Annotated in this window: 24 protein-coding genes; 12 read left to right on the plus strand and 12 right to left on the minus strand. The window is 66.6% G+C overall.

Translation table 11 applies throughout. The annotated features are described in order from the left end of the window. The first annotated feature begins 33 nt into the window (after positions 1-33). From pepP to GFD32_RS13345, 3 genes are all read left to right on the plus strand, one after another. Positions 34-1371, plus strand: a complete 1338-nt coding sequence (gene pepP, locus GFD32_RS13335; RefSeq protein ID WP_163577103.1) for a Xaa-Pro aminopeptidase — start codon at positions 34-36, stop codon at positions 1369-1371. 64 nt (positions 1372-1435) lie between these two features. Then, positions 1436-2647 (plus strand): 2-octaprenyl-6-methoxyphenyl hydroxylase, encoded by a 1212-nt coding sequence (gene ubiH, locus GFD32_RS13340; RefSeq protein ID WP_163577104.1) that lies wholly within the window; start codon positions 1436-1438, stop codon positions 2645-2647. 101 nt (positions 2648-2748) lie between these two features. Then, a complete protein-coding gene (locus GFD32_RS13345; protein WP_163577316.1) occupies positions 2749-3993 on the plus strand; it encodes a UbiH/UbiF/VisC/COQ6 family ubiquinone biosynthesis hydroxylase in 1245 nt (414 codons plus the stop codon). Here the strand turns inward: GFD32_RS13345 and GFD32_RS13350 are convergent. The 3 genes from GFD32_RS13350 to gpmI all read right to left on the minus strand — a co-directional run bounded on the left by GFD32_RS13350 (position 3990) and on the right by gpmI (position 8123). Beyond that, positions 3990-5312, minus strand: a complete 1323-nt coding sequence (locus tag GFD32_RS13350) for a S41 family peptidase (RefSeq protein ID WP_163577105.1) — start codon at positions 5310-5312, stop codon at positions 3990-3992. The two genes, GFD32_RS13345 and GFD32_RS13350, sit on opposite strands and share 4 nt — an antisense overlap. Positions 5313-5386: 74 nt before the next feature. Then, the gene (locus tag GFD32_RS13355) at positions 5387-6526 is read right to left on the minus strand and encodes a murein hydrolase activator EnvC family protein (protein ID WP_163577106.1); all 1140 of its coding nucleotides are present in this window, start codon (positions 6524-6526) and stop codon (positions 5387-5389) included. A gap of 16 nt (positions 6527-6542) precedes the next feature. Beyond that, positions 6543-8123, minus strand: a complete 1581-nt coding sequence (gene gpmI / locus GFD32_RS13360) for a 2,3-bisphosphoglycerate-independent phosphoglycerate mutase (protein ID WP_163577107.1) — start codon at positions 8121-8123, stop codon at positions 6543-6545. Between the two features lie 203 nt (positions 8124-8326). Between gpmI and GFD32_RS13365 the strand changes: the two genes are divergently transcribed. The 8 genes from GFD32_RS13365 to ruvX all read left to right on the plus strand — a co-directional run bounded on the left by GFD32_RS13365 (position 8327) and on the right by ruvX (position 13823). Continuing rightward, the gene (locus GFD32_RS13365; RefSeq protein ID WP_163577108.1) at positions 8327-8749 is read left to right on the plus strand and encodes a rhodanese-like domain-containing protein; all 423 of its coding nucleotides are present in this window, start codon (positions 8327-8329) and stop codon (positions 8747-8749) included. A 30-nt stretch (positions 8750-8779) separates the two neighbouring features. Then, positions 8780-9307 carry a protein-export chaperone SecB gene (secB, locus tag GFD32_RS13370; protein ID WP_163577109.1) on the plus strand — a complete coding sequence of 176 codons (528 nt, stop codon included), beginning with the start codon at positions 8780-8782 and terminating at the stop codon, positions 9305-9307. Further along, positions 9282-10052: a 16S rRNA (uracil(1498)-N(3))-methyltransferase gene (locus GFD32_RS13375; RefSeq protein ID WP_163577110.1), complete on the plus strand. Its 771-nt coding sequence runs from the start codon at positions 9282-9284 to the stop codon at positions 10050-10052. Before secB ends, GFD32_RS13375 begins: the two co-directional genes overlap by 26 nt. A 39-nt stretch (positions 10053-10091) precedes the next feature. Further along, positions 10092-10802 carry a CvfB family protein gene (locus tag GFD32_RS13380; RefSeq protein ID WP_163577111.1) on the plus strand — a complete coding sequence of 237 codons (711 nt, stop codon included), beginning with the start codon at positions 10092-10094 and terminating at the stop codon, positions 10800-10802. Positions 10803-10917: 115 nt separating this feature from the next. Continuing rightward, entirely contained in the window at positions 10918-11889 is a 972-nt protein-coding gene (gshB, locus tag GFD32_RS13385; RefSeq protein ID WP_163577112.1) for a glutathione synthase, read from the plus strand. 14 nt (positions 11890-11903) lie between these two features. Next, positions 11904-12803: an energy transducer TonB gene (locus tag GFD32_RS13390; protein WP_163577113.1), complete on the plus strand. Its 900-nt coding sequence runs from the start codon at positions 11904-11906 to the stop codon at positions 12801-12803. A 19-nt stretch (positions 12804-12822) separates the two neighbouring features. Continuing rightward, a complete protein-coding gene (locus GFD32_RS13395; protein WP_163577114.1) occupies positions 12823-13380 on the plus strand; it encodes a YqgE/AlgH family protein in 558 nt (185 codons plus the stop codon). After that, positions 13380-13823 carry a Holliday junction resolvase RuvX gene (gene ruvX / locus GFD32_RS13400; RefSeq protein ID WP_163577115.1) on the plus strand — a complete coding sequence of 148 codons (444 nt, stop codon included), beginning with the start codon at positions 13380-13382 and terminating at the stop codon, positions 13821-13823. Before GFD32_RS13395 ends, ruvX begins: the two co-directional genes overlap by 1 nt. 22 nt (positions 13824-13845) lie before the next feature. Here the strand turns inward: ruvX and GFD32_RS13405 are convergent, their stop codons facing one another. From GFD32_RS13405 to GFD32_RS13430, 6 genes are all read right to left on the minus strand, one after another. After that, complete coding sequence (locus tag GFD32_RS13405) at positions 13846-15066, minus strand: Tm-1-like ATP-binding domain-containing protein (protein ID WP_163577116.1); 1221 nt, start codon at positions 15064-15066, stop codon at positions 13846-13848. A 56-nt stretch (positions 15067-15122) separates the two neighbouring features. Then, the gene (locus tag GFD32_RS13410) at positions 15123-15563 is read right to left on the minus strand and encodes an SRPBCC family protein (protein ID WP_163577117.1); all 441 of its coding nucleotides are present in this window, start codon (positions 15561-15563) and stop codon (positions 15123-15125) included. 21 nt (positions 15564-15584) lie between these two features. After that, positions 15585-16412 (minus strand): phosphoenolpyruvate hydrolase family protein, encoded by an 828-nt coding sequence (locus GFD32_RS13415; RefSeq protein WP_163577118.1) that lies wholly within the window; start codon positions 16410-16412, stop codon positions 15585-15587. A 13-nt stretch (positions 16413-16425) separates the two neighbouring features. Continuing rightward, on the minus strand, positions 16426-17415 hold the full coding sequence (locus tag GFD32_RS13420) for a branched-chain amino acid ABC transporter permease (RefSeq protein ID WP_163577119.1): 990 nt from the start codon (positions 17413-17415) through the stop codon (positions 16426-16428). A 2-nt stretch (positions 17416-17417) separates the two neighbouring features. After that, positions 17418-18305, minus strand: coding sequence for a branched-chain amino acid ABC transporter permease (locus GFD32_RS13425; protein ID WP_163577120.1), 888 nt, complete (start codon positions 18303-18305; stop codon positions 17418-17420). Positions 18306-18375: 70 nt separating this feature from the next. Then, positions 18376-19605, minus strand: a complete 1230-nt coding sequence (locus GFD32_RS13430) for an ABC transporter substrate-binding protein (protein WP_163577121.1) — start codon at positions 19603-19605, stop codon at positions 18376-18378. Positions 19606-19715: 110 nt separating this feature from the next. Here GFD32_RS13430 and GFD32_RS13435 point away from each other — a divergent pair, with 110 nt between their 5' ends. Then, positions 19716-20561 (plus strand): helix-turn-helix transcriptional regulator, encoded by an 846-nt coding sequence (locus tag GFD32_RS13435; RefSeq protein WP_205599133.1) that lies wholly within the window; start codon positions 19716-19718, stop codon positions 20559-20561. A 21-nt stretch (positions 20562-20582) separates the two neighbouring features. Here the strand turns inward: GFD32_RS13435 and GFD32_RS13440 are convergent, their stop codons facing one another. From GFD32_RS13440 to GFD32_RS13450, 3 genes are all read right to left on the minus strand, one after another. Next, entirely contained in the window at positions 20583-21311 is a 729-nt protein-coding gene (locus tag GFD32_RS13440) for an ABC transporter ATP-binding protein (protein WP_163577122.1), read from the minus strand. Continuing rightward, a complete protein-coding gene (locus tag GFD32_RS13445; protein ID WP_163577123.1) occupies positions 21304-22059 on the minus strand; it encodes an ABC transporter ATP-binding protein in 756 nt (251 codons plus the stop codon). The genes GFD32_RS13440 and GFD32_RS13445 overlap by 8 nt, the downstream gene beginning before the upstream one ends. Positions 22060-22336: 277 nt before the next feature. After that, entirely contained in the window at positions 22337-22984 is a 648-nt protein-coding gene (locus tag GFD32_RS13450; RefSeq protein WP_163577124.1) for a hypothetical protein, read from the minus strand. Positions 22985-23161: the final 177 nt, after the last annotated feature.

Here is a 23161-nt window from a genome sequence, read left to right on the forward strand (position 1 = left end):
TCCTCTCCCCCATTTCACGTTCCAGGAGACGCCATGCTGCCCGAGATCCTGCCCCGGCCTGCGGCGATCGGCAATGCCGAGTATCGTGACCGCCGTGCAACGCTGATGGCCGAACTACCCGCCGACAGCGCCGTACTGTTGCCGGGAGCGACGCTGGTCACGCGTTCGCGAGACAGCGAATACCCCTTTCGCCAGGCCAGCGACTTTCACTACCTTACCGGCTTTCCCGAGCCCGATGCTCTGCTGGTGCTGCTGCCGGGGCGTGCCGAGGGCGAGAGCGTGCTGTTCTGCCAGGACCGCGATCCGGCGCTCGAGACCTGGACGGGTATCCGCCTGGGGGCCGAGGGTGCCAGGCGAGAACACGGCGTCGATCAGGCCTTCGAGAATGCCGAGCGCGAGGCGCGACTCGACGAGCTGCTCGATGGGCGCACCACGTGCTATCTGATGTTCGACGATGCCGATTCGCTGGCTCTGGCCCAGGCGGTACGCCATCGGCTGGCCGCCAGGGCGCGCCGAGGCGCACAGCCGCCGCTGGCCTTCGCCGACCTGGCGCCGCTGCTCCATGAACAGCGCTTGATCAAGAGTGCGGCCGAGCTCGAGCTGCTGCGCCATGCCGGTGCCATCTCCGCCCGTGCTCACTGCCGTGCCATGGCCGCGGCCCGTCCCGGTCTGGCCGAGTACCACCTGCAGGCCGAGCTGGAGCACGAATTCCACTGGCAAGGCGGCAGTGGCCCTGCCTATGCCAGCATCGTCGGTGGCGGCGCCAATGCCTGTGTGCTGCACTACGTGGAGAACCGCGCCCCGCTGCGCGACGGCGACTTGGTGCTGATCGATGCCGGTGCCGAATTCGACCTCTATGCCGGCGACATCACGCGTACCTTTCCGGTGGGCGGGCGTTTCACCGCGGCACAGCGGGAGCTCTACGCGGTAGTGCTGGAGGCCCAGGAGCGCGCGCTGGAGGCCGTACGTCCCGGCACCACCCTGGCGGCGATTCACGATGGCGTGGTGCGCCATCTCACCGCTGGATTGGTTCATCTGGGGCTGCTCGATGGTGACGTGCAGGCGCGAATCGATGACGGCAGTATCAAGCGATTCTATCCGCACAGCACCTCTCACTGGCTGGGGCTGGACGTGCATGACGTGGGCGACTATCGGCGCGACGGCGAGCCCCGGCCGCTGACGCCGGGCATGGTCCTCACCGTCGAGCCGGGCCTCTACATCCCCGATGATGACGACATTCAGGCCGCCTTTCGCGGCATCGGCATTCGCATCGAGGACGACATCGTCGTGACTGCCGAGGGTTGCGAGGTGCTCACCGCCGATGTGCCCAAGCAAGTGGCCGATATCGAAGCGCTGATGGACAACTTCTGACCGTGAACCGAGTTGGGTGCCATGCCGTTATGTAAATTACGTTACGCAATACAGGGGGCCCGCCATGGCCGAGGCTGAACGGCAGACGGCGGATATCGCCATCGTGGGCGGTGGCCTGGTCGGAGCCAGTCTGGCCTGCGTGCTGGCGCCGCTGATCGCACGTTACGCTCTGCGTGTGGCAGTGATCGAAGCCGCACCCATGAGCGAATCGGCGCAGAGTGCCTGGCAGCCCAGCTTCGATGCCCGCGCCAGTGCCATTGCCGAAGGCTCCGCCCAACGCTTCCAGGCCATGGGCGTGTGGGAGGCCATGGCCGAACGAGCGGCAACGATCCGGCGTATTCATGTCAGCGAGCGAGGGCGGCTCGGGGCCACCCGGCTCAGTGCCGAAGACGTCGGTAGCGCAGCGCTGGGGCATGTCGTGCCCAATGCCTGGATGGGGCGGGTACTGCATCGCCGTCTGGCGGAGCTGCCGCTGACCTGGCACTGCCCGGCAAGCGTCGAGGGGATCGAACCAGGGGAGGCGGGCTACCGTCTGCGCCTATCCGACGGCAACGTCCTGCAGGCCGGCCTGACCGTGCTGGCCGACGGTGGCCGTTCCGGTCTCAAGGAGCGGTTGGGCATCGCCAGTCGCGAAGTGCCTTACGATCAGGTGGCGTTGATCGCCAACGTGGCGGTGAGCCGCCCCCATGGCGGTACCGCCTACGAACGCTTCACCCGCGAGGGGCCCATTGCCCTGCTGCCGCTGCCTGGCCAGCAGATGGCATTGGTGTGGACCCATGCCAAGGGGCGGGAGCAGGCCCGGCTGGCCCTGTCCGATGGCGATTTCCTGGAGGCGCTGCAGCGCGCCTTCGGCGATCGAGCCGGGCGCTTTCGTCGGGTGGGCAGCCGTCACGCCTACCCGCTAACGCTGATCACCGCCCGCGAGACGATTCGGCCCGGTCTGGCGGTGCTGGGCAATGCCGCCCATGCCCTGCATCCGGTGGCCGGCCAGGGCTTCAACCTGGCGCTGCGCGGGGTGACCGACCTGGTCGACACTCTGGGCGAAGCGCTGGCGGCGGGAGAAGCGCCGGGGGATCTGACCACACTGCAGGCGTTCGAGGCGCGACGTGCCAGTGACCGCGATGCCGTGACCCGCTTCAGCGATGCCCTGGTGCGCCTGTTCGACATCGACGACTTCCTGTTCTCGCATGCCCGGGCAGCCGGGCTCATCGGCCTCAACCTGTCCGGGCCGTTGCGCCGTGGCCTGGCCCGTCGTGCCATGGGCGTGGAGCGCTGATGAAAGCCATCAGGAGTCAGAAGGAAGAAGGTAGAGGGATGGCGGGGAAGGACGGAGTGAGACGTGAAGCGAAGGATGACGACGATGCGAGCAGCATGCTGATGCATGACTTGGAACGAGCTGGCGATGCCGCCGAGGTGATCGTCGTCGGTGGGGGTATGGTGGGGGCCGCGCTGGCGGCATTGCTCGGCGAGGCCGGTGTGGCGGTGATGCTGCTCGATGCGCGGCCAAGGCCGCTGGATCGCGACACGGTGGGCTGTGGCCGGCCGGCGCGGCGAGTGAGTGCCATCACGCCCGTGTCACAGCGTCTGCTGGAGGGGCTCGGCGCTTGGCACTGGATGGCGGCCCGCCGCGTGACGCCCTATCGCTACATGCAGGTATGGGATGCCGAGGGCAGTGGCGCGGTGCACTTTTCCGCCGACCAGGCCGGAGTGCCGGCACTGGGCCATATCGTCGAGAACGACGTGGTGCTGGCCGGGCTGGAGGCGCGCCTATGCGAGCTGCCTTGCGTGCGAGTTCGGCTGGGGGCTCGAGTCGCGGGAATGCACGAGACGCCACACGGCCGCGAGGTAGTGCTGGAGGACGGCGAACGGCTGGCAGCGCCCCTGGTGGTGGCTGCCGACGGTGCGCGCTCGCCGCTGCGCGACCTGGCCGGCATCGGCGTGGTGAGCCGTGAGACCGGCCACGTGGCCATGGTCACCACGGTGCGTACCGCGAAACCCCACGGTGGCGTGGCGCGCCAGACCTTTCTGTCCAGCGGGCCCTTGGCGTTCCTGCCGCTGACGGTGGACGGTGACGACCGCTTCTGCTCCATCGTGTGGTCCACGACGCCGGACGAGGCCGAACGGCTGGTCGCTCTGTCGCCCGAGGCGCTGGGCGAGGCGCTGACCATGGCCTTTGCCGGCGAGCTCGGTACGGTGAGCGTGGCGGACGAGGCCCTGGCGGTACCGCTCACCCAGCGTCATGCCGAGCGCTACGTGGCATCGGGCTTCGTCCTGGTGGGAGATGCCGCCCACACCATCCATCCGCTGGCCGGCCAGGGCGTGAACCTGGGACTGATGGATGTGGCGGTGCTCGCCGAGGAAGTGCTCGCGGCGCGGCGGCGCGGCATGCCACCGGGCGAGGTCAGTGCGCTGGCCCGCTATGCACGACGCCGGCGTGGCGACAATGCCGCCATGCTGGCGCTGATGGACGGCTTCCGGCTGCTGTTCGGTGCACGCCACCCGGCATTGACGGTGGCGCGCAACCTGGGCCTTTCCGGCGTCGACCGCCTGGTGCCCATCAAGCGGCTGCTGATGCGCCAGGCGATTGGCGAGCGGGGGCGGTTGCCCCGGTCGTGTCGCTAATCGCGCCGGGTGCGCTGGCCCACCACGTTCAGCGCCTTGAGCAGATTGAGTGCTTCGGCGAGCTGGTAATCCTCGCGTAGCCGCTCGCTCATTTCGCTGCGTTCGCGGGGCGCTTCGCGGGAGCGCAGGTGGCCCTCCAGGTCGGCTTCGCGTACGCCGATGTCCTGGCCCTCGGCCACTTCCAGCCGTCCGCGCACCACGTCGACGTCGGGCTCGATGCCCTGGGCCTGGATGGAACGCCCCTCGGGGGTGAAATAGAGCGCAGTGGTCAGCTTGAGGCCCTCGCCGTTGCCCAGCGGCATGATCTGCTGCACCGAGCCCTTGCCGAAGCTCTCGGTGCCCATGACCACGGCACGGCGTTGATCCTGCAGGGCACCGGCGACGATCTCCGCCGCAGACGCGCTGCCGCCATTGATCAGTACCACCAGCGGTACGTCAGGCGCGGCCGTCTCGCGCTTGGCGGAGAAGCGCATTTCCGTGTCGGGCAGTCGCCCTTCGGTATAGACGATCAGCCCTTCTTCCAGGAAAGCGTCGGCGACGTCGACGGCGGCTTGCAGTACGCCACCGGGATTGTTGCGCAGGTCGAGCACCAGACCGTCGAGAGGCACGTCGGCGGCCAGCTCGCCCAGGGCTTCCACGACCTGCTCGCCGGTACGGCTCTGGAACTGACTCACCCGCAGGTAGCCGAAGCCCTCCTCCAGCAGCTCGTGCTTGACGCTTTCGGTGCGGATGATCTCGCGGGTGATGGTGACGCGCCGCGGCGACTCCTCGCCACGGCGCAGGATGGTGATAGTGATGTCGCTACCCGGCTCGCCGCGCATCAGGGTCACCGCTTCCTGCAGTGACAGCGATTCGGTGGGCGTGTCGTCGATGCGCAGGATGACGTCCCGAGATTGCAGGCCGGCGCGGGAGGCCGGCGTGTCGTCGATGGGGGCGATGATGGTCAGTTGGCCATCCTGCATGCCCACCTCGATGCCGACGCCGCCGAATTCGCCCTGGGTCGACTCGCGCAGGCTCTCGAACTCCTCGCGGTCGAGGTAGGCGGAATGCGGGTCCAGTTCGCCGAGCATGCCGCGCATGGCGTTGCGCAGCAGGGTGCGGTCGTCGACGTCTTCGACGTAGGCGCGCTTGATGCGCTCGAATACCTCGGCAAAGGTCTGGACGTCTTCGACCGGCAGTTCGTCCACCGCCGGCATGTCGTCAGGCGTGGTCTGCGCAGCGAGTGGCAGGGGAGCCAGACAAAGCGCCAGCAGCGCCGTCAACAGCATCCGTCGGGGATGACGCGAGGCACGGCCAGCATGAGCGAGAGGTGACAGCATGCGAACTCCGCAAAGTCAGGAGGCAGGGCAGCCCAGCATAGCCCGCGCCTCGGTGCTTGTGAAAGAGGCGGTGCCTACCGCCGGGCGATCCATGCCTGGGGGTCGATGGGTTTGCCCTCCCGGCGGACTTCGAAGTAGAGCGCGGGCTGACGCTGGCCGCCGCTCACGCCGACCGCGCCGAGGCTGTCGCCTCGCGACAGGGCTTCGCCGACGCTGGCCTCGAAGTGTTGAAGATGGGCGTAGAGTGTCATCACCTGGTCGCCGTGGTCGACGATCAGCAGGTTGCCGAAACCGCGCATCCACTCGGCGAAGACCACCCGGCCCGCATGCACGGCCGTGACGGGGGTGCCTTCCGCGGCGCGAATCAGCAGCCCGTTGCGATGCACGCCATTGCTGTTGCCGAAGGTGGCGGAAAGCTCGCCTTCCACCGGCCACGGAAGTTCGCCCTGGGTTCGGGCGATGGCGGTGGAGGGCGGGGGGCGTTCGAGCCGTGCCAGCTCCTGACGAATGGCTTCCAGGCGTTGCTCGGCGGCTTCGCGGTCCTGCTCGAGCGCCGCCAGACGCGCTCGTTCGCTGCCGTGGCGTGCCGCCAGGGCGGCCACCAGCTGCTCGCGTTCGGCGACCTGCTCGGCCAGCTCGGCGCTGCGCTCGGCAAGGGAGTCAGCCAGGGAGTCGAGGCGCTGGCGCTGCTCGCGCCGCTCGCGCTGGTTGGCGTCGAGTGCGGCGTCGAGTTCGGCGATGGCATCCAGCCGGGCGTGGCGTGCTTCAGCCAGGCGGTTGAGATAAGTCTGCAGGCGGTCGAGACGCGCCGGGTCGTCCTGGTTGAGCAGCAGTTTGAGCTGAGGCGTCAGGCCCAAACGGTAGAGAGCGTCGAGCTGGGTGCGCAGCGCCTCGACCTGGTCGCTGCGTTCTGCTTCGAGCCCTTCGCGAGCGGTCTCCAGCTCGGCGAGCTCGGCATCGACCTGGCGCCGCTCGGCCTGGATGGCATCGAGGCGGCGGTGGGTCTCGGCCAGCGCCGTTTCCACGTCGCGCAGTGCCTGGGTGGCCTCGTCCTGGGCTTCGCGGGTCGTGGCGAGGCGCTGGCTGGCCGACTCGATGGCCGTGCCGATGGCGTCGAGGCGTTCGCGCGCCTCGCGCTCGCTGGGCTGGGCGAGCAGTGGAGAGGACGCCGTGGCGAGCGCGAGGACGACGAGTCGGAGATACCCTCGGAGCATGGAAGGCGCGAGGCGCTCAGTCTGTCGACTCGAGCAACACCCGGCCGGTCATTTCCTCGGGTATCGGCTGCGCCATCAGAGTCAGCAGAGTCGGGGCGATGTCGCACAGGCGGCCATCGTCCAGCAGGCGTAGCGGTTGCGCTCCCACGTAGATCAGCGGCACCGGAAAGGTGGTGTGGGCCGTCTGGGGCGCACCGGTCTCGGGGTGGACCATCTGCTCGGCGTTGCCGTGGTCGGCGGTGATCAGACAGGCGCCGCCGACGCGCTCGATGGCTTCCACGACGCGTGCCACGCAGGCGTCCACCGCTTCGATGGCCTGGACGGCGGCGTCGAAGTCGCCGGTATGGCCGACCATGTCGCCATTGGCGTAGTTGCACACCACCAGGTCGAAGGTTTCGGCGTCGATGGCCTCGACCAGCCGGTCGGTGACCTCGACGGCGCTCATTTCCGGCTTTTCGTCATAGGTGCGCACGTCCTTGGGCGAGGGCACCAGGATTCGGGTTTCGCCGCGGTACTCCGCTTCGCGCCCGCCGGAGAAGAAAAAGGTGACGTGGGCGTACTTCTCGGTCTCGGCGATGCGCAGCTGGGTCAGGCCACGGCCTTCCATCACCTCACCGAGGGTGTTGTGTAGCGCCACGGGCGGGAAGGCGGCCGGAGCGGGGATGTCCGCGGCATACTGGGTCAGCGTGACCAGGCTGCCGCTGGCAAGCGTGGGGCGTTGGCGGCGTTCGAAACCGGAAAAGTCGTCCTCGACGAAGGCGCGGGTCAGCTCCCGGGCACGGTCGGCGCGGAAGTTCATGAAGAAGGCGGCGTCGCCGTCGTCGATGGTGACCGGCCCACTCCCGTCGTGGATGGCGGTGGCGGCGACGAACTCGTCGGTTTCGCCGCGATCGTAGGCAGCCTCGAGCCCGGCTTTGGCGCTGGCTGCGGTGAAATCGCCCTGGCCGTCGGTGAGCAGGCGGTAGGCCTTCTCGATGCGCTCCCAGCGGTTGTCGCGGTCCATGGAATAGTAGCGGCCGATCAGCGAGACGACCCGGCCGTTGCCGGCGCCCACCAGTTCTGCGAGGCGCGTTTCGGTGCGCTCCAGCGAGGCGTTGGCGCTCTTGGGAGCGGTGTCGCGGCCGTCGAGGAAAGCGTGCACGTAGATGCGCGTGGCACCACGCCGTGCGGCCAGCTCGGCCATGGCCAGGATGTGGTCTTCGTGGCTGTGCACTCCGCCGGGCGAGAGCAGGCCCAGCAGGTGCACAGCCTTGCCTGCGGCCACGGCGGTATCGATGGGATCGGTGAGGGTATCGATGGCATCGAGACCGCCCTCTTCCACTGCCTTGGTGATGCGCGTGAAGTCCTGGTAGACGATGCGCCCGGCACCCAGGTTCATGTGGCCGACCTCGGAGTTGCCCATCTGGCCGTCGGGCAGGCCCACATGGCGGCCGTCGGTGTGGATCAGGGTGTGCGGTCGCTCGGCCCACAGGCGGTCGAGGGTCGGGGTGCGTGCGGCAGTGACGGCGTTGCTTTCGCGGTCGGTGTTGTGACCGTAACCGTCGAGTATGATCAGCGCTACCGGGCGCGGTGCGGCGGAAGGAGAAGCGGTCGTCATGTCGGGAAGGCCTCGTGTTGGTCTCGGCACGGCCCGCCATCGGTCTCGGCGACGGGGTCGCGACTTGCATCGGCTTGCGGCATCATAACGCACGGCACGCTTGGCCGTCATGACGACGGCAGCGAGCCTCGCGCCCTTTCGTGTATACTGGGCGCCGCCCAGTATTGCTCAACCGTGTACCCGACCCAGAGTGTCCCGGACCCATGATCGATCAGCTGTTCGAATTCGTGCAGAATCACCCGCTGTTGGTAGCCGCCTTTCTGATGGTGCTGGCGGCGTGGATCTTCTACGAGGCTCGCAACGCCTCTTCCAGCGGCGTGAACTCCAGCCAGGCGACGCAGCTGATCAACCGCGAGGATGCGGTGGTGGTGGATACCCGCGAAGCCGGCGACTTCAAGGCCGGCCATATCGCCGGGGCGCGCAACATCCCCCAGAGTCGCATCGACAACCGCATGAACGAGCTCGACAAGGTCAAGGACAAGCCGATCATCGTGGTGTGCAAGAGCGGGCAGAGTTCCGGCGTTACCGTGGCCAAGCTCACCAAGGCCGGCTTTGCGCGGGTCTTCAAGCTCAAGGGCGGCATGGCGCAGTGGCAGGCGGATGGCCTGCCGGTGGTCAAGAAATAATTCATTCCAGCGACGCAAAGGATCATTCCCATGGCGGAAGAGAACAGCCAGAACGGCGGCGGCGAGAGCCAGGCCGCCGGCCAGCAGAACCAGCAACAGCTGCAGTTCGCCGTGCAGCGCGTCTACGTCAAGGACATCTCCTTCGAGGCGCCCAACTCCCCGGCGGTCTTCCAGCAGCCGTTCAAGCCCAAGGTCGGCGTGGACCTCAACTCATCGAGCCAGAAAGTCGGCGACGACCTCTACGAGGTCACGCTCAAGGTCACGGCCCAGGTCACCCATAGCGAAGAGGGCACTACTTCCTTCCTCGCCGAAATCGAGCAGGCCGGCCTGTTCCGCATCAGCGGCATCGAGGGCTCGCAGCTCGAGCACACCCTGGGCGCCTTCTGCCCCAACATGCTGTTTCCCTATGCCCGCGAGTGCATCGACAACCTGGTCAATCGCGGCGGCTTCCCGCCGCTGATGCTGGCGCCGGTCAACTTCGAGGCGATCTACGCCCAGAAGAAGAAACGTGCTGCCGAGCAGGCCCAGCAGGATGCCGGCGGGCAGACCACCCAGTAACGGCGGTCGAGCCGTGGCATCGAGAGCTCCACGCATCCACGTCGCCGCCGACTTCCGTATCGGCGGCGACGTCGTTCTGCCGGAAGGCCCCGCCCGCCACGTGGCACGAGTGTTGCGCCTGGGGCCGGGCGCGTCGCTGATCCTGTTCGATGGCGCTGGGCGGGAGGCGCGCGCTGTGCTCGTCGAAGCCGGCCGCAAGCAGGTGGTGGCACATGTCGAGGCGCTCGTGCCGGGGCAAAGCGAATCGCCGCTGGCCGTTCATCTGGGGCAGGCGATCGCCAAGGGCGACCGTATGGACTACGCCATCCAGAAGGCCGTGGAGCTGGGCGTGGCCGCCATCACGCCGCTGCATACCGAACACGGCGACGTGCGCCTCAAGGGCGATCGTGCCGCCAAGAGACTCGCCCACTGGCAGGCGGTGGCAGCCAGCGCCTGCGAGCAGTGCGGGCGCGCCGTGGTGCCGCGCGTCCACCCGCCAGCGGGGCTCGACGACTGGCTTTCCGCCCGCCACGAAACGCTGCGTCTGGTGCTCCATCCCGGCACTGCGGGGGCGCTCGAGCGTGGTGAGGTGCCTGCCGCCGTCGCCCTGCTGATCGGCCCCGAAGGCGGGCTGGCCGAGCCGGAGGTCGAGGCCGCCCAAGCGGCGGGGTTTGCTCCGCTGGGGCTCGGTCCGCGCATCCTGCGTACCGAGACCGCGCCAGTGGTGGCGCTTTCTCTGTTGCAGCACCGCTTTGGCGACCTCTGAACGTTATCGCCCCTTTTCTCTGCCGATGGAGTCGCTGCCATGCCCGATTCACGAGACTCGCGATCTTCCCGCTTCGCGACTTCCGGTCCTCGTCGCGCACGCACGCCGAAGGCCCAGATCGGCGAGGTCGCCTATCTCGAGGTGGTCGTCGTCAACGATACCGGCGCCTTCCTCGATTGGGGGCATCCCCGCGATCTGCTGTTGCCCTTCGGCGAGCAGCGCTTTCGCCCCACGCCGGGCAAACGGGTGCTGGTGCGCATCTACGAGGATCAGCAGGGGCGGCCGGTGGCCTCGCAGAAGCTCGACCGTTTCGTGCAGGACGCGGCGAAGGGGCTGGCGCCGGGCGACCAAGTCGAACTGGTGGTCGCCGATCACACCGATCTGGGCGTCAAGGCAGTGGTCGATCACCGTTTCTGGGGGCTGCTCTATCGCGATGACATGACCCGGCCAGTGCGCCGCGGACAGCGCCTCACGGGGTTCGTCAAACGTGTGCGCGACGATGGGCGGCTGGATCTCTCGTTGTTGCCGCCGGGAGCAGCGCGCCTCGATGCGGTGGGCGAGCGGGTGCTCGAGGCGCTGCGCAAAAGCGGTGGGTACTTGCCTCTGGCGGACAAGAGTCCGGCGCACGAGATTAAAGCACGCCTGGGAGTGAGCAAGAGTGCCTTCAAGCAGGCCATCGGGCGGCTCTACAAGGAGCAACGCATCACCATCGAAGCGAGCGGCATTCGCCTGGTGCCCGGCAGGGAGTAGTCCAGGATCGTTGCCGGCACCTCAGCAGCATTGCCCAGCGACTCCTAGGCGCCTTGGTGTCGCCAGGGGGCTCGGGCATACTGCGTCTGACCACTGATTCGACCGGATACCGATCATGAGCGAACGCGCCCTCCACGTCGGGGTGGTGATGGATCCCATCGCCGACCTCGCCTACAAGAAGGACACCACCCTGGCCATGCTGTGGGCGGCCCAGGCGCGCGGCTGGACGCTGCACTACCTGGAGCCGGAAGACCTCTTTTTGCGCGATGGCCGTGCCTTCGGCCAGCTGCGTGAGCTCGAGGCGTTTCGCGACCCGGCGCACTGGTACGCCCTGGGTGAGCCGGAGACGCGTCCGCTGGCCGAGCTCGACGTCATCCTGATGCGCCAGGATCCGCCGGTGGACGATCACTTTCTCAATGCCGTGCACCTGCTGGGCTTCGCCGAGCGCGAGGGGGTGCTGGTGGTCAACCCCACCCGGGCGCTGCTCGAGTGCAACGAGAAGCTGTTCGCTCAGCAGTTCCCGCACTGCTGCACGCCGACGGTGGTCACCTGCCGCGAGTCGGTGCTGCGTGACTTCCATGCCGAGCATGGCGACGTCATCCTCAAGCCGCTGGATGGCATGGGGGGCAGCGGGATCTTTCACGTCCAGCCCGAGGGTCGCAATCTCGGTGCCATCATCGAGCTGCTGACCGAGCGCGGCCGACGCCAGATCATGGCCCAGCGCTATATCCCCGAGATCCGCGACGGCGACACGCGCATCCTGCTGGTGGATGGCGAACCGGTGCCCTTCGGCCTGGCTCGCGTGCCCATGGCCGGGGAAACGCGCGGCAACTTGGCGGCCGGCGGTCAGGGTATTAGCCGCGAGCTCACCGACCGCGACCACTGGCTGGTCAGTCAGGTGCAGCCGATGATTCGTGACAAGGGGCTGCTGTTCGTGGGCCTCGACGTCATCGGCGACTACATCACCGAGATCAACGTGACCAGCCCCACCTGCGTGCGCGAAATCGACGACCAGCGCGGCACCGACATCGCCGGCCTGCTGATGGATGCCATTCTCCGGCGCCTGGCCGCGCAGCGCCGCGTCTAGGCAGAGGACGTGTCATGCCGGCGGCGCTCAGCGATCCCATCCAGTACGCCCCGGTCACGCGGCCCTATCGTCGCTGGTTGGCGGTATCGGCCGCCGTGCTGCTGCACTTGGCGCTGCTGGGCAGTGTGGCAGGCCTGCCCTTCGTCGCTTCACTGCCGCCCGCCACCAGCTTGGACGTGGTGCTGGTGACACGGGCTTCGTCGACGCCGGTGGAGGCAGCCGCCATGGCCGAGCAGGATCAGCGTGCCGCCGGCCAGCCGGAAACGTCGGATCCCGCTGAGGCGCGGGCGCTGGCCCAGGCCCGGCAACCCCGCCACGAGGCTGCAGCGTCGACCGCAGAGCCGCCCCAACCATCCCCTGAAGAACTCGCTGTCGATGCCAGCCAACTCGTTGCGTCTCGCACGGCGTCTGCACGCGATGCCGAGTTGCGCCCTGGAGCGGCCCGGTCCGATACGGTTTCGCCGGCTACGGCCAGCGCTGATTCTGCCTCGGGGCGCGACCGGGTGGCCGAGGCCGCCCAAAGCCGGCGTGAGCAGGGGCAATCGCCCGAGGTGGCGGGTCCCAGCGGACAGCGCTCCCGCCAAGCGGCTCGGCAAGCCGCCGAGGCGCGTTACATCGACGACTGGACACGTCGCATCGAGGTCTACGGCAACCGGGCTCACCCTGCGCCACGCGAGCTTCACGGTCAGCTGCGCATTCGCGTGGTGATCGCTCGCGATGGCGAGCTTCGCCAGGCAGAGGTGATACAATCCTCGGGACATGCCGAACTCGACCGGGCAGCGCTGGACACCGTACACGGCGCTGCGCCCTACCGTCCTTTCGACGACGACATGGGCGCGCTGGACAGTCTTTCCATTATCCGCGTCTGGCGGTTCGGCCAAGGCAATCACTACGGCGTGCGGCAGGGCCCCTGACCCGCCGCCCGGGAGTCCCATGCAAAGCTTGAAACACCATTTCCTGCTGGCGATGCCGCACCTGGAAGACCCCAACTTCGCCGGTACTCTCAGCTACCTGTGCGATCACGACGAGAACGGCACCATGGGCGTGATCGTCAACCGCCCGCTGGACATCACCCTGGATGCCCTGTTCGAGCAGCTCGAGCTGGGGGGCGAGGAGAGCCCGCACCGCAATGCGCCGGTCTACTACGGCGGGCCGACTCACAAGGATCGTGGCTTCATCCTGCATCGTGGCGATAGCGATGCCTGGGATTCCAGCATCCAGGTGACCGAGGACATTGCCCTGACCACCTCCATGGACATGCTCCAGGCGCTGGCCAAGGGGCGCGGCCCCGAGCAGTTCCTGATCTGCCTGGGCTGCGCCGGCTGGGAAGCGGGTCAGCTCGAGCACGAGCTCAAGGAGAATGCCTGGCTCACCGTCGAAGGGCGCCCCGACATCCTCTTCGAGGTGCCGTCCGAACAGCGTCTCTCCGCCGCTGCCGGCATTCTCGGCGTCGACCTGAGCCTGATGACCCGCGAGGCCGGGCATAGCTGATGAGCGAGGCCGGACAACGCCTGGTGCTGGCGTTCGACTTCGGCACGCGGCGCATCGGCGTGGCCGTGGGCAACGAGCTGGTGGGCCGCGCTCGGGAGCTCGAGCCGCTGCCGGCCCGCGACGGCATTCCCGACTGGGACGTCATTGCGCGGCTGGTGGAAGAGTGGCAGCCGGCACTGTTCGTGGTGGGGTTGCCGTTGCACGCCGATGGCAGCGCGTCGGAGATGAGCCGGCGCGCGCGCAAGTTCGGCAAGCGGCTGTTCGGCCGCTACGGCGTTCCCTGCGAGTGGGTCGACGAGCACGGCTCGACCCGCGAGGCCAAGTCGATTGCCCGCGAGGCAGGGCACCGCGGCAACTACCGCGACCAGGGGGTCGACGGCATCGCCGCGGTGCTCATTCTGGAAAGCTGGTTCGCCCGGGAGGAGGGCCTGCCTGCTCGTTGACGGTGCCAGGCTACCCCCCGCCTCACCCAGGAGAAGCCGGCTGCGCACTCATCAGCTCATGGAACTCGGCGACGGCCATGGCAGCGAACTCCGGGTCGTTGATATGCCAGGGACAGCGAATCAGGCGACGCTCGGGAGTCTGCCGTACCGTGGCTTCCAGGGCCGCGAACAAGGCGGCGTCCGCTTGCGGATCATGAAAGGGCTGGCCGGGAGCATCGAGGGCCGAGACCCCGCCTTCGGGCAGCAGGAAGCGCAACGGCCCCCGACAGCGGTTGAGCTTCTCGCCGATCCAGCGGCCCATCTGCGCGTTCTCCTCAGCGGTGGTGCGCATCAGGGTGATCTGGGGGTTGTGCTCGTAGAGCCGCCGCTGCCGATAGCGCTCGGGTAGCGTTTCGGGACCGGCGAAGTTGACCATGTCGAGAGCCCCGCAGGAGCCCACATAGGGCAGGTCGGCTTGCGCCAGGACGTCCAGCCGCGTTTCGCCAGCGCTGAAGATGCCCCCCATCAGCAGGTCGCAGACTTCGGTGGTGGTCATGTCCAGCAGCCCCTTCAGCATGCCGCTCGCGGCCAGTTTCTCCATCGAGCGCCCGCCAGTACCGGTGGCATGGAAGACCAGGCAGTCATACGACGGCGACAGTGCCTTGGTCATCCGGTTGACGCACTGCGTGGTAACGCCGAACATGCTCAGGCCGATGGCCGGCTTGTCTTCGGCGACCTCGGGGATCTTGCCGCTGAGCATCCCGAGCAGGGCATGAGCGGCATTGCCGAGCACGCGGCGCGAGATCCGGTTGAGCCCCGCCACGTCGGTCACCGAATGGATCATGGCGATGTCGCTGGGCCCGACGTAGGGGGCCACATTGCCCGAGGCGATGGTCGAGACCATCACCTTGGGCACGCCGATGTCCAGGTCGCGCATGGCGGGGGTAATCAGCGCGGTGCCGCCGGAACCGCCAATGCCAATGACGCCGTCCACATCGTCACGTTCCGCGAGCAGCCGGCACAATGCCTCGGCCATCTGCGCCACGGCACGCCCCCGGTCGTTGACGAAAACCGCCTCGGCGCCTTGGGGGTGGCAGGCGGCCACCTGGCTGGCGGGAATGTCGGCCTCGGGAGCCGCATCGCCGCCGGTACCGACATCGACGATCAACGCGTCGACCCCTGCGGTCCGTAGCAGGTCGCGCAGGTAGCATAGCTCCTCGGCCTTGGTATCACAGGTGCCGATGATGAGGGCTTTGTGTCCCATGGTGCCTCCTGGTCGGCATGCGTCGTGCCGGCCTGATCGTTATCGGGTCTGGGGCGTCAACCTCGTGCGCAGCGTTCGGTAGCCCCTTCGAAGGCGAGCCGGAAGGTATCCGAGACTCGCTGCACGACCTCCTTGCGATCGGTGTCATCCACGTCGAACTCCGCCCACCACTCGCCGAAGCACTGATCGGTGGTGGTGATGGGTTTCAGGCTCATCTCGGCCACGTAGCCGCGCACCGGCAGCGCTGGCGCCTCGAGGATGCGGTAACAGCAGAGGTGTTCGCGATCGGAGAGCGTGAGCAGCTCTTCGCGGATGACATTACCGTCGTGATCGTGGAAATGGCGCACGCAGCCGATCTGATCGGCGGGTTTGCCCGCCTCGATTTCGCTCCTGGCAAAGAAGGGGTGGTAATTCGGCAAGCCGTTGAAGTCACGCAGCACGCTCCAGGCCTGCTCGAGGGTGATGGGCATGACGGCGCTGACGTAAACCCGGGTCATGGTGGCGTCTCCTCGAGTCGGTCAGGCAATGGCCTTGAAGCGTCGAATCTGGTCGGTCAGGGCGAGTTCCGTGGGCAGGCGCTCCATGCTCGAGGCGCCGTAGAAACCGTTGCAGTGCTCGCTCTCGCGCATGACGTAGGTAGCGTCCTCCGGTGTGGCGATGGGACCGCCATGGCACAGGATGATCACGTCCCTGCGAACCCGCCTGGCCGCCTCGGCCCAGTCGTCGATCAGGCGCACCGATTCGTCCAGCGTCTTGGCCGACTCGGCGCCGATGGTGCCGCCGACGGTGACGCCCATGTGCGCCACGATGATGTCGGCGCCCGCTTCCGCCATGGCCACGGCCTCGTCGGCCGAGAACACATAGGGCGTGGTGAGCATGTCCATCTCGTGCGCCTGGCGGATCATGTCGACTTCACTGCCGAAGGTGATGCCGGTCTCTTCCAGGCTGATGCGAAAGGTGCCGTCGATCAGGCCTACGGTCGGAAAATTCTGGACGCCGGAGAAACCCAGCTCCTTCAGTTCACGCAGCAGCTTGGGCATGATCACGAAGGGGTCGGTGCCGTTGACGCCGGCCAGCACTGGGGTGTGCTTGACCACCGGCAGCACCTCCAGCGCCATCTCCTGCACGATCTGGTTGGCGTTGCCGTAGGCCAGCAGGCCGGCGGATGAGGCCCTACCCGCCATGCGATAGCGGCCGGAGTTGTAGATCACGATCAGGTCGATGCTGCCGGCTTCTTCGCACTTGGCCGAGATGCCGGTGCCGGCGCCGCCGCCGATGATCGGCTGGCCACGTTCTGCCATGGCCTGGAAGCGGGCCATGAGTTCCTGTCGAGCGAAGGGAGGCATGAAGTTCTCCTTGTCATTGCGGGTGGCTATGGGGTCGGGGCTGAGGAGTGGCTGCAGGAGCTGAGGATTTGCGTGTCCGGTATAGCTGGCCGAGCTGGCCCACCACGCCCTGGCGGAAGGTGAGTATGCAGGCCATGAACACCAGGCCGGTGATCACCGTGACCCAGGCGCCGAACGGGTCCAGGTAGTGATTGAGGGTGGAGACCAGCGCTGCGCCCACGGCGGGTCCGAACACGGTATTCATGCCGCCGAGCAGCGTCATGAGGATGACATCGCCGGACGTGTGCCAGTGCGCATCGTAAAGCGCCGCCAGCTGGAAGATGATCGCCTTGAGCGAGCCGGCGATACCCGAAAGCCCGGCCGAGAGGGTGAATACCAGCACCTTGTAGCGGGCCACGGGGTAGCCCAGCGAGATGGCGCGGGGCTCGTGCTCGCGGATGGCGCGCAGAACGTGGCCGAACGGCGAATTGACCGTGCGCCATACCAGCCACAGGCCGGCGCCGACGATGCCGACCACCACGTAGTAGAGTGCCGTGTCGTTGGCGAGGTCGATCACGCCCAGGAAGGTGCCGCGGGGAATGCGCTGCAGTCCGTCCTCGGCGCCGGTGAAGGGAGCCTGGAGGAAGAAGAAGAACACCAACTGCGACAGCGCCAGGGTGATCATTGCCAGGTAGATGCCGCTGCGACGAATGGCCAGGGCTCCCACGATGGCACCCAGCGCAGCTGCCACCAGGCCGCCGGCAAGAATGCCCAGTTCGGTGGGAACGCCGTAGGCTTTGACCAGCTGGCCGGTGATATAGGCGCCGGTGCCGAAGAAGGCGGCGTGGCCGAAGGAGAGAATGCCGGTATGCCCCAGCAGCAGGTTGAAGGCGCAGGCGAAGAGTACGAAACACAGCATCTTCATGATGAAGATGGAATAGACGAGCTGCGGAAAGAAGGGCACGGCGAGCAGGGCCGCTAGCCCGAGAATCAGCAGGGGGACGCTCAGGTAACGCAGGTGCATGGTCATCCCTCCTCACGGCCGAAGAGGCCGGCGGGGCGCAGCAGCAATACCAGCACCATCACCAGGAAAACGATGGTGGAGGAGAACTCGGAGTAGAACACCCGCGTGAAGCCTTCCACCACGCCGAGCCCCAGACCGGCGACGATAGCGCCCATGATCGAGCCCAACCCGCCGATGACCACCACGGCGAAGATGATGATCACCAGGCTGGAGCCCATGGAGGGGTTGACGTGGAAGATGGGGGCGGCGAGCACACCGGCGAAGGCTGCCAGACCCACGCCCACGCCATAGGTCAGCGTGACCAGGCGCGGCACATTGATGCCGAAGGCCTGGGTCAGCTCCGAGCGCTCGGTGGCGGCGCGCAGGCTGGCACCCAGCGAGGTGCGCTCGATGATGAACCAGGTGGCCAGGCACAGCAGCAGCGCCGAGACGATCACGAAGCCGCGATAGAGCGGCAGGATCATGAACCCCAGGTCGATGGTACCGCGCAGCAGTTCTGGAGTGGCGAAGGGTTGGCCGGAGGAGCCGAAGGCAACGCGGAAGCCTCCCTCCAATACCAGCACCAGGCTGAAGGTCAGCAGCAGCCCATAGATCGGATCGAGCCCGTACAGCCGACGCAGGAACAGGAACTCGAATGCCATGCCGAACAGCGCCACGGCCAGCGGGGCGATGGCCAACGTCATCCAGTAATTGGCGCCCATGTACTGGGCCAGCAGGAAGGCGGTGAAGGCGCCCAGCATGAAGAAAGCGCCGTGGGCAAAATTGACGATCTTGAGCACGCCGAAAATGATCGCCAAGCCCAGGCTCAGTACGGCATAGAAGGAGCCGTTGACGATGCCCAGCATGAGTTGACCCATCAGGGCCGGAATGGGGATGCCGAATATATCCATGGTCACTGGCTCGTGAAGCTAACGGTGAGCAAGGCCCGATGCCCGGCCGCAGCCGGGCACAGAGAGGGCATCAATCGTTGTCGAGCAGGTGGCAGGAGCTCTCTTCCAGCGGCTGGAAAGCCTCTTCGCCGGGAATGGTGGTCACCAGGCGCAGGAAGTCGTAGTCATACTCCGACTCGCCGGGAGACTTCACTTCCCACAGGTACTGGTCGTGCACCATGCGGCCATTGGGGCGGATATAGCCGCCTTTGGCGAAGAAGTCGTTGATCTCCAGCTCGCGCATCTTTTCGGAGACGGCATCGGAATCGTCGCTACCGGCAGCCTCGATGGCGTTCAGGTAGTGCATGGTGGAGGAGTAGTTGCCGGCCTGGGCCATGTTGGGCATGCGTCCGGTGCGCTCGTAGAAGCGCTGAGAGAACTCGCGGGTTTCGTCGTTGGCATCCCAATAGAAGGCGTTGGTCAGCATCAGGCCCTGAGCGGTTTCCAGCCCCAGACTGGCGATGTCGTCATACCACAGCAGCAGTGCGGCCGGGCGTTGATCGGGCGTCACGCCGAATTCGGCCAGGGCGTTGATCGCGTTGATGGCATCGGCGCCGGTGGAGGCGATGCCGATGATCTCCGCACCGGAGGCCTGGGCCTGCAGGGCATAGGAGGAGAAATCGGTGGTGTCCAGCGGGTGGCGAGCGGCGCCGACGACCTGTCCCCCGGCGTCGCGTACCACTTCCGACACCTGCTCCTCGAGCCCGATGCCGAAGGCGAAGTCCACGGTGAGGAAGAACCAGGTGTCGCCGCCATCTTCGACAATCGACTTGCCGGTACCGTGCGCCAGCGAATGGGCGTCGTAGGTGTAGTGGGTCACGTAGGGCGAACAGGCATCGTTGGTGAGCCCGATATTGGATGACGAGTTGACGATGGCGTGGCGCTGTTGCTCGTCGGCCACGGCGGCCACGGCCAACGCGACCCCGGAGTTGGACAGATCGTTGATCATGTCCACCCCCTCGCTGTCGTACCATTCCCGGGCACGGCTGGCTCCGGTGTCGGCACGATTGCGGTGATCGCCGTGAATGACCTCGATGGGGGTGCCGTCGATCTCACCCCCGAAATCCTCGACTGCCATCTCCACGGCCGCGACGGCGGCCTCGCCGGAGAGATCGGTGTAGATCCCGGACATATCGGTGAGCACGCCGATACGCACCACATCGTCGCTGTAACCGTCGCTGGCCATGGCGCTGGAGAGGCCGCCCAGGCCCAGAACGGCGGAAGACAGTACGAGGGTTTTCAAGGAGTTCGTGGCTGGCATTGTTCGTTTCTCCTGTTCTCATGGGGAGCTATTGTTGTAATTTGCTCGGATTAGAACGGTTTGTTGTCTTGCTGCCTTTACCAGTTAGGGCCAACACGGGCGATTGCGCCATGGCTACAGAGCACGAACAGCTATCCGAAACCCACATCGTTGGCGATGATACCCTGCAATGGATCGTGCGTGCCGACGACTGCGCGGCACTCGAGCAGAGGCATATCTCGCATGTGGGCTTCGGCGATGCCGCGGTGCCTTATCGCATCGTCCGCACCCGCCTGAGCGGCGCCTACATCCACGGTTCGCTGGGCGGTGAAGGCCGCATGCTGCTCGACGGGCGCTGGTGCACCATGCGCCGCAACATGATGTCCTTCGCCCCGGCCCACGGGCTGCATGCCTTCCATGCCGTGCCCGACAAACGCTGGCAGTACTGCTGGCTTCGCTATCTGCCCAGTGCGCCGCGCTCGGTGGTAGGAACCATCGCGCCGATCATGCAGCACTTCGACCCCGAGCCGATGAAGCATGCCATCCTGGGACTCTACAGCGAGGTGTTCCGCGGCCAGGGGGACCCGGCCAGCTGCGTGATGTGGGTCGATACCATCGAGCGCTATATCTCGCGTTTCGCCGATCCCTGGCGACGCGATGCGCGTATCGTGGCGGTCTTCGAGGCGGTGATACCGACGCTGGAACGGCACTGGACCATCGAGGAGATGGCCGAGATTGCCCACGTCAGCAGCGAGCACCTGCGGCGTATCAGCCGCAAGGTCTTCGGGCGCAGCCCCATGCAGCAGCTCACCCAGCTGCGCATGCAGCATGCTACCCACCTGCTGGCGACCAGCGATCTACCGATCGAGGAGATCGCCGAGCGGGTGGGCTATCGTAGCCCCTTCGCCTTCTCCAAGACCTTCAAGCGCATGAATGGCGTCTCGCCCTCGCACTTTCGCCGGCACGCTCGTGACTGACCCCCGCGATTGAGCGTGCCGCTACACTCCCAGGCGTGACAGTACGCTGTCGACGTCCTGTTCGATGCCCTTGCGGTCGTAGCGTGCTGCCACCTGGCCGTGGTCGATCAGGTAGAAGTGATCGGCCACGTCCATGGCGAAGTGAAGATTCTGCTCTACCAGCAGAATGGTGTAGCCCTGCGCCTTGAGGTGGCGGATGGTATTGCCGATCTGCTCGACGATGCTGGGTGCCAATCCCTCGGTAGGTTCGTCGAGCAACAGCAGCCTGGCCCCGGTGCGCAAGGTACGCCCGATCGCCAGCATTTGTTGCTCGCCGCCGGATAGCTTGGTGCCGGGGCTATGTCGTCTCTCGCGCAGGTGGGGAAACAGATCGAGCACCTGCTCGGTGCTAAGACCGCTGTCGTTGACTCGCGTCGGCAGATCGAGGTGCTCCCTGACGTCGAGCGTGGCGTAGATCCCCCGATCCTCTGGGCAGAAGGCCACGCCGTGGCGGGCGATATGGAACGGACGCAGGCCGATGGTTTCGGTGCTGGCAAGCCGAATGCTGCCGCGGCGCCGCGGGACGATGCCCATGATCGACTTCAAGGTGGTTGACTTGCCGGCGCCGTTGCGGCCCAGCAGAGTGACCACCTGACCCGGCGGGACATCCAGGTCGATGCCGTGCAGCACGTGGCTTTCGCCGTACCAGGCATGGAGGTCACGGATGGCCAGCATGGGCTCGACGGCTTGTTCCACGGCGGCTTCAGTCATGGCGGGCACCTCCGATGTAGGACTCGATCACCCGTGGGTCGCGCGACACGGTGGCGTAGTCGCCCTCTACCAGCACCTCGCCGCGAGCCAGCACGGTGATGCGGTCGCAGAGTTCGGCCACCACGCCCAGGTTGTGCTCCACCATCAGCACCGAGCGCCCCTCGGCCACGCGGCGGATCAGTTCGGCAGTGCGGCCCACGTCCTCCGTACCCATGCCGGCCAAAGGCTCGTCGAGCAGCATCACCTCGGGGTCGAGCGCCAGCGTGGTGGCGAGTTCCAGCGCCCGTTTGCGTCCGTAGGGCAACTCGGCGGCAGGGGTATCGGCCCAGTTCTCTAGCCCGACGTCGTTCAGCAGCCTCATGGCACGCTCGCGGTGGTGGTCGAGCCGGTGATGCGAAGCCCAGAAGTCGTAGGATTCGCCGCGCTGGCGTTGCAGTGCCAGCTTGACGTTCTCCAGTGCGCTGAGGTGGCCGAACACGGCAGATATCTGAAACGAACGGACCATGCCGCGCCTGGCCACCTGGTCCGGCTTGAGGCGGGTGATGTCGCGCCCCTGGTAGAGAATGCTGCCGGCACTGGGTTCGAGGAATTTGGTCAGCAGGTTGAAGCAGGTGGTCTTGCCTGCGCCGTTGGCGCCGATCATGGCGTGAATGGTACCGGGCTCGATCCGGATGGAGATGTCGTTGACCGCCGTGAAGCCCCGGAAGTTCTTGGTGAGGCCCCGGGTCTCGATGATTGCCTCTGCCATCGTGTACTCCGCCGTTATTATTGTCGGTTGGTCAGGTATCGGTTGACGGGGCGTGCCGGTATGGGCCAACGGCATCCGTCAGCCTCAGTGTTGACGCGGCTAGTCGGCAGCGCCATGGCTGCAGAGCACGTGTGGCTATCCGAAAGGCACATGCGGTGCGCAAGGCCATGCGGTGAATGACGAAAGGTGAGAGGGGTACTGCCTGGGTCGTGAACGAAGAAGCCGGACTCCGCTGCGAGTCCGGCTGGAAAGGGTCAAGCCGTTCTCGATAGCCGACTCAGGTGGCCGGTACCCGGTCGTCGGTAGACTGGGCGGCGATGTCGCTGACCGAGATGCAGGTGAACTTCTCGATGAAAAAAGCCAGTGTCGACGGGCAAGCGAAGCGCTCCTCGAAACGTTCCTGCTGGTCTCCGTAGCGGCGCACCACGCTGGCGCGATACTCGTCGCCGGCCTTGGTGAGGGTCACCGAGGCTTCGCGATCGGTCTCGTGCTTTTCCACGAACAGGTTCTTGCCTTCGGCGAGCAGCTCATCGAGCACCTTTCCGCCTTCGCGCTCCTCGGGCGTGGCCCACACGTCCTGGTCGCGCTTGCCGTACTGGAACAGCATGATGGCCGGCAGCACGGAGAAGATGGCGCCGGTCAGCAACCAGGCCAGTTCGGCACCGGGGGGATGCAGCGCGAACACGGCGAACAGCTGAACGAGGAAGGCTACCGCCAGGATGCCCGCCAGCGGGCGCCACATGCGTGGATTCATCACCGGCTTGCCCATAGTGTGGCCCCATAGGCCAGTGGCGACCAGGGCACCCAGTCCCACCGAAATCACCCCCCAGAGCGGGCCACCGCCCACCAGCAGGGCAATGATGCCGATCGCTACCAGGATGCTGTAGAACACTGCCAGCAATATGTACGCGCGTTCCAGGGTCATGCGTCACATCTCCTTTCTCCGGTTGCCTTGGGTGGCAACGCCGTTGTTATTCGAGCTCGTTATCCGGGTTGGCCGGCTCGTTCGAGCCGTGTCGTCAGGGTACGGCGACCACCGGCCGCCGAGACAGCTTCGCATACTCTCCGTGCATCATCAGCATAGCGATGCCCAGCGTTGGCT

The sequence above is a fragment of the Halomonas faecis genome (assembly GCF_010993975.1).
GTDB classification, from domain to species: Bacteria; Pseudomonadota; Gammaproteobacteria; order Pseudomonadales; family Halomonadaceae; genus Halomonas; species Halomonas faecis.

Coding starts and splice junctions, on each gene's coding strand:
- pepP (WP_163577103.1), top strand. CDS start 34: ATGCTGCCCGAGATCCTGCCCCGGCCTGCGGCGATCGGCAATGCCGAG.
- ubiH (WP_163577104.1), top strand. CDS start 1,436: ATGGCCGAGGCTGAACGGCAGACGGCGGATATCGCCATCGTGGGCGGT.
- GFD32_RS13345 (WP_163577316.1), top strand. CDS start 2,749: ATGCATGACTTGGAACGAGCTGGCGATGCCGCCGAGGTGATCGTCGTC.
- GFD32_RS13350 (WP_163577105.1), bottom strand. CDS start 5,312: ATGCTGTCACCTCTCGCTCATGCTGGCCGTGCCTCGCGTCATCCCCGA.
- GFD32_RS13355 (WP_163577106.1), bottom strand. CDS start 6,526: ATGCTCCGAGGGTATCTCCGACTCGTCGTCCTCGCGCTCGCCACGGCG.
- gpmI (WP_163577107.1), bottom strand. CDS start 8,123: ATGACGACCGCTTCTCCTTCCGCCGCACCGCGCCCGGTAGCGCTGATC.
- GFD32_RS13365 (WP_163577108.1), top strand. CDS start 8,327: ATGATCGATCAGCTGTTCGAATTCGTGCAGAATCACCCGCTGTTGGTA.
- secB (WP_163577109.1), top strand. CDS start 8,780: ATGGCGGAAGAGAACAGCCAGAACGGCGGCGGCGAGAGCCAGGCCGCC.
- GFD32_RS13375 (WP_163577110.1), top strand. CDS start 9,282: ATGCCGGCGGGCAGACCACCCAGTAACGGCGGTCGAGCCGTGGCATCG.
- GFD32_RS13380 (WP_163577111.1), top strand. CDS start 10,092: ATGCCCGATTCACGAGACTCGCGATCTTCCCGCTTCGCGACTTCCGGT.
- gshB (WP_163577112.1), top strand. CDS start 10,918: ATGAGCGAACGCGCCCTCCACGTCGGGGTGGTGATGGATCCCATCGCC.
- GFD32_RS13390 (WP_163577113.1), top strand. CDS start 11,904: ATGCCGGCGGCGCTCAGCGATCCCATCCAGTACGCCCCGGTCACGCGG.
- GFD32_RS13395 (WP_163577114.1), top strand. CDS start 12,823: ATGCAAAGCTTGAAACACCATTTCCTGCTGGCGATGCCGCACCTGGAA.
- ruvX (WP_163577115.1), top strand. CDS start 13,380: ATGAGCGAGGCCGGACAACGCCTGGTGCTGGCGTTCGACTTCGGCACG.
- GFD32_RS13405 (WP_163577116.1), bottom strand. CDS start 15,066: ATGGGACACAAAGCCCTCATCATCGGCACCTGTGATACCAAGGCCGAG.
- GFD32_RS13410 (WP_163577117.1), bottom strand. CDS start 15,563: ATGACCCGGGTTTACGTCAGCGCCGTCATGCCCATCACCCTCGAGCAG.
- GFD32_RS13415 (WP_163577118.1), bottom strand. CDS start 16,412: ATGCCTCCCTTCGCTCGACAGGAACTCATGGCCCGCTTCCAGGCCATG.
- GFD32_RS13420 (WP_163577119.1), bottom strand. CDS start 17,415: ATGCACCTGCGTTACCTGAGCGTCCCCCTGCTGATTCTCGGGCTAGCG.
- GFD32_RS13425 (WP_163577120.1), bottom strand. CDS start 18,305: ATGGATATATTCGGCATCCCCATTCCGGCCCTGATGGGTCAACTCATG.
- GFD32_RS13430 (WP_163577121.1), bottom strand. CDS start 19,605: ATGCCAGCCACGAACTCCTTGAAAACCCTCGTACTGTCTTCCGCCGTT.
- GFD32_RS13435 (WP_205599133.1), top strand. CDS start 19,716: ATGGCTACAGAGCACGAACAGCTATCCGAAACCCACATCGTTGGCGAT.
- GFD32_RS13440 (WP_163577122.1), bottom strand. CDS start 21,311: ATGACTGAAGCCGCCGTGGAACAAGCCGTCGAGCCCATGCTGGCCATC.
- GFD32_RS13445 (WP_163577123.1), bottom strand. CDS start 22,059: ATGGCAGAGGCAATCATCGAGACCCGGGGCCTCACCAAGAACTTCCGG.
- GFD32_RS13450 (WP_163577124.1), bottom strand. CDS start 22,984: ATGACCCTGGAACGCGCGTACATATTGCTGGCAGTGTTCTACAGCATC.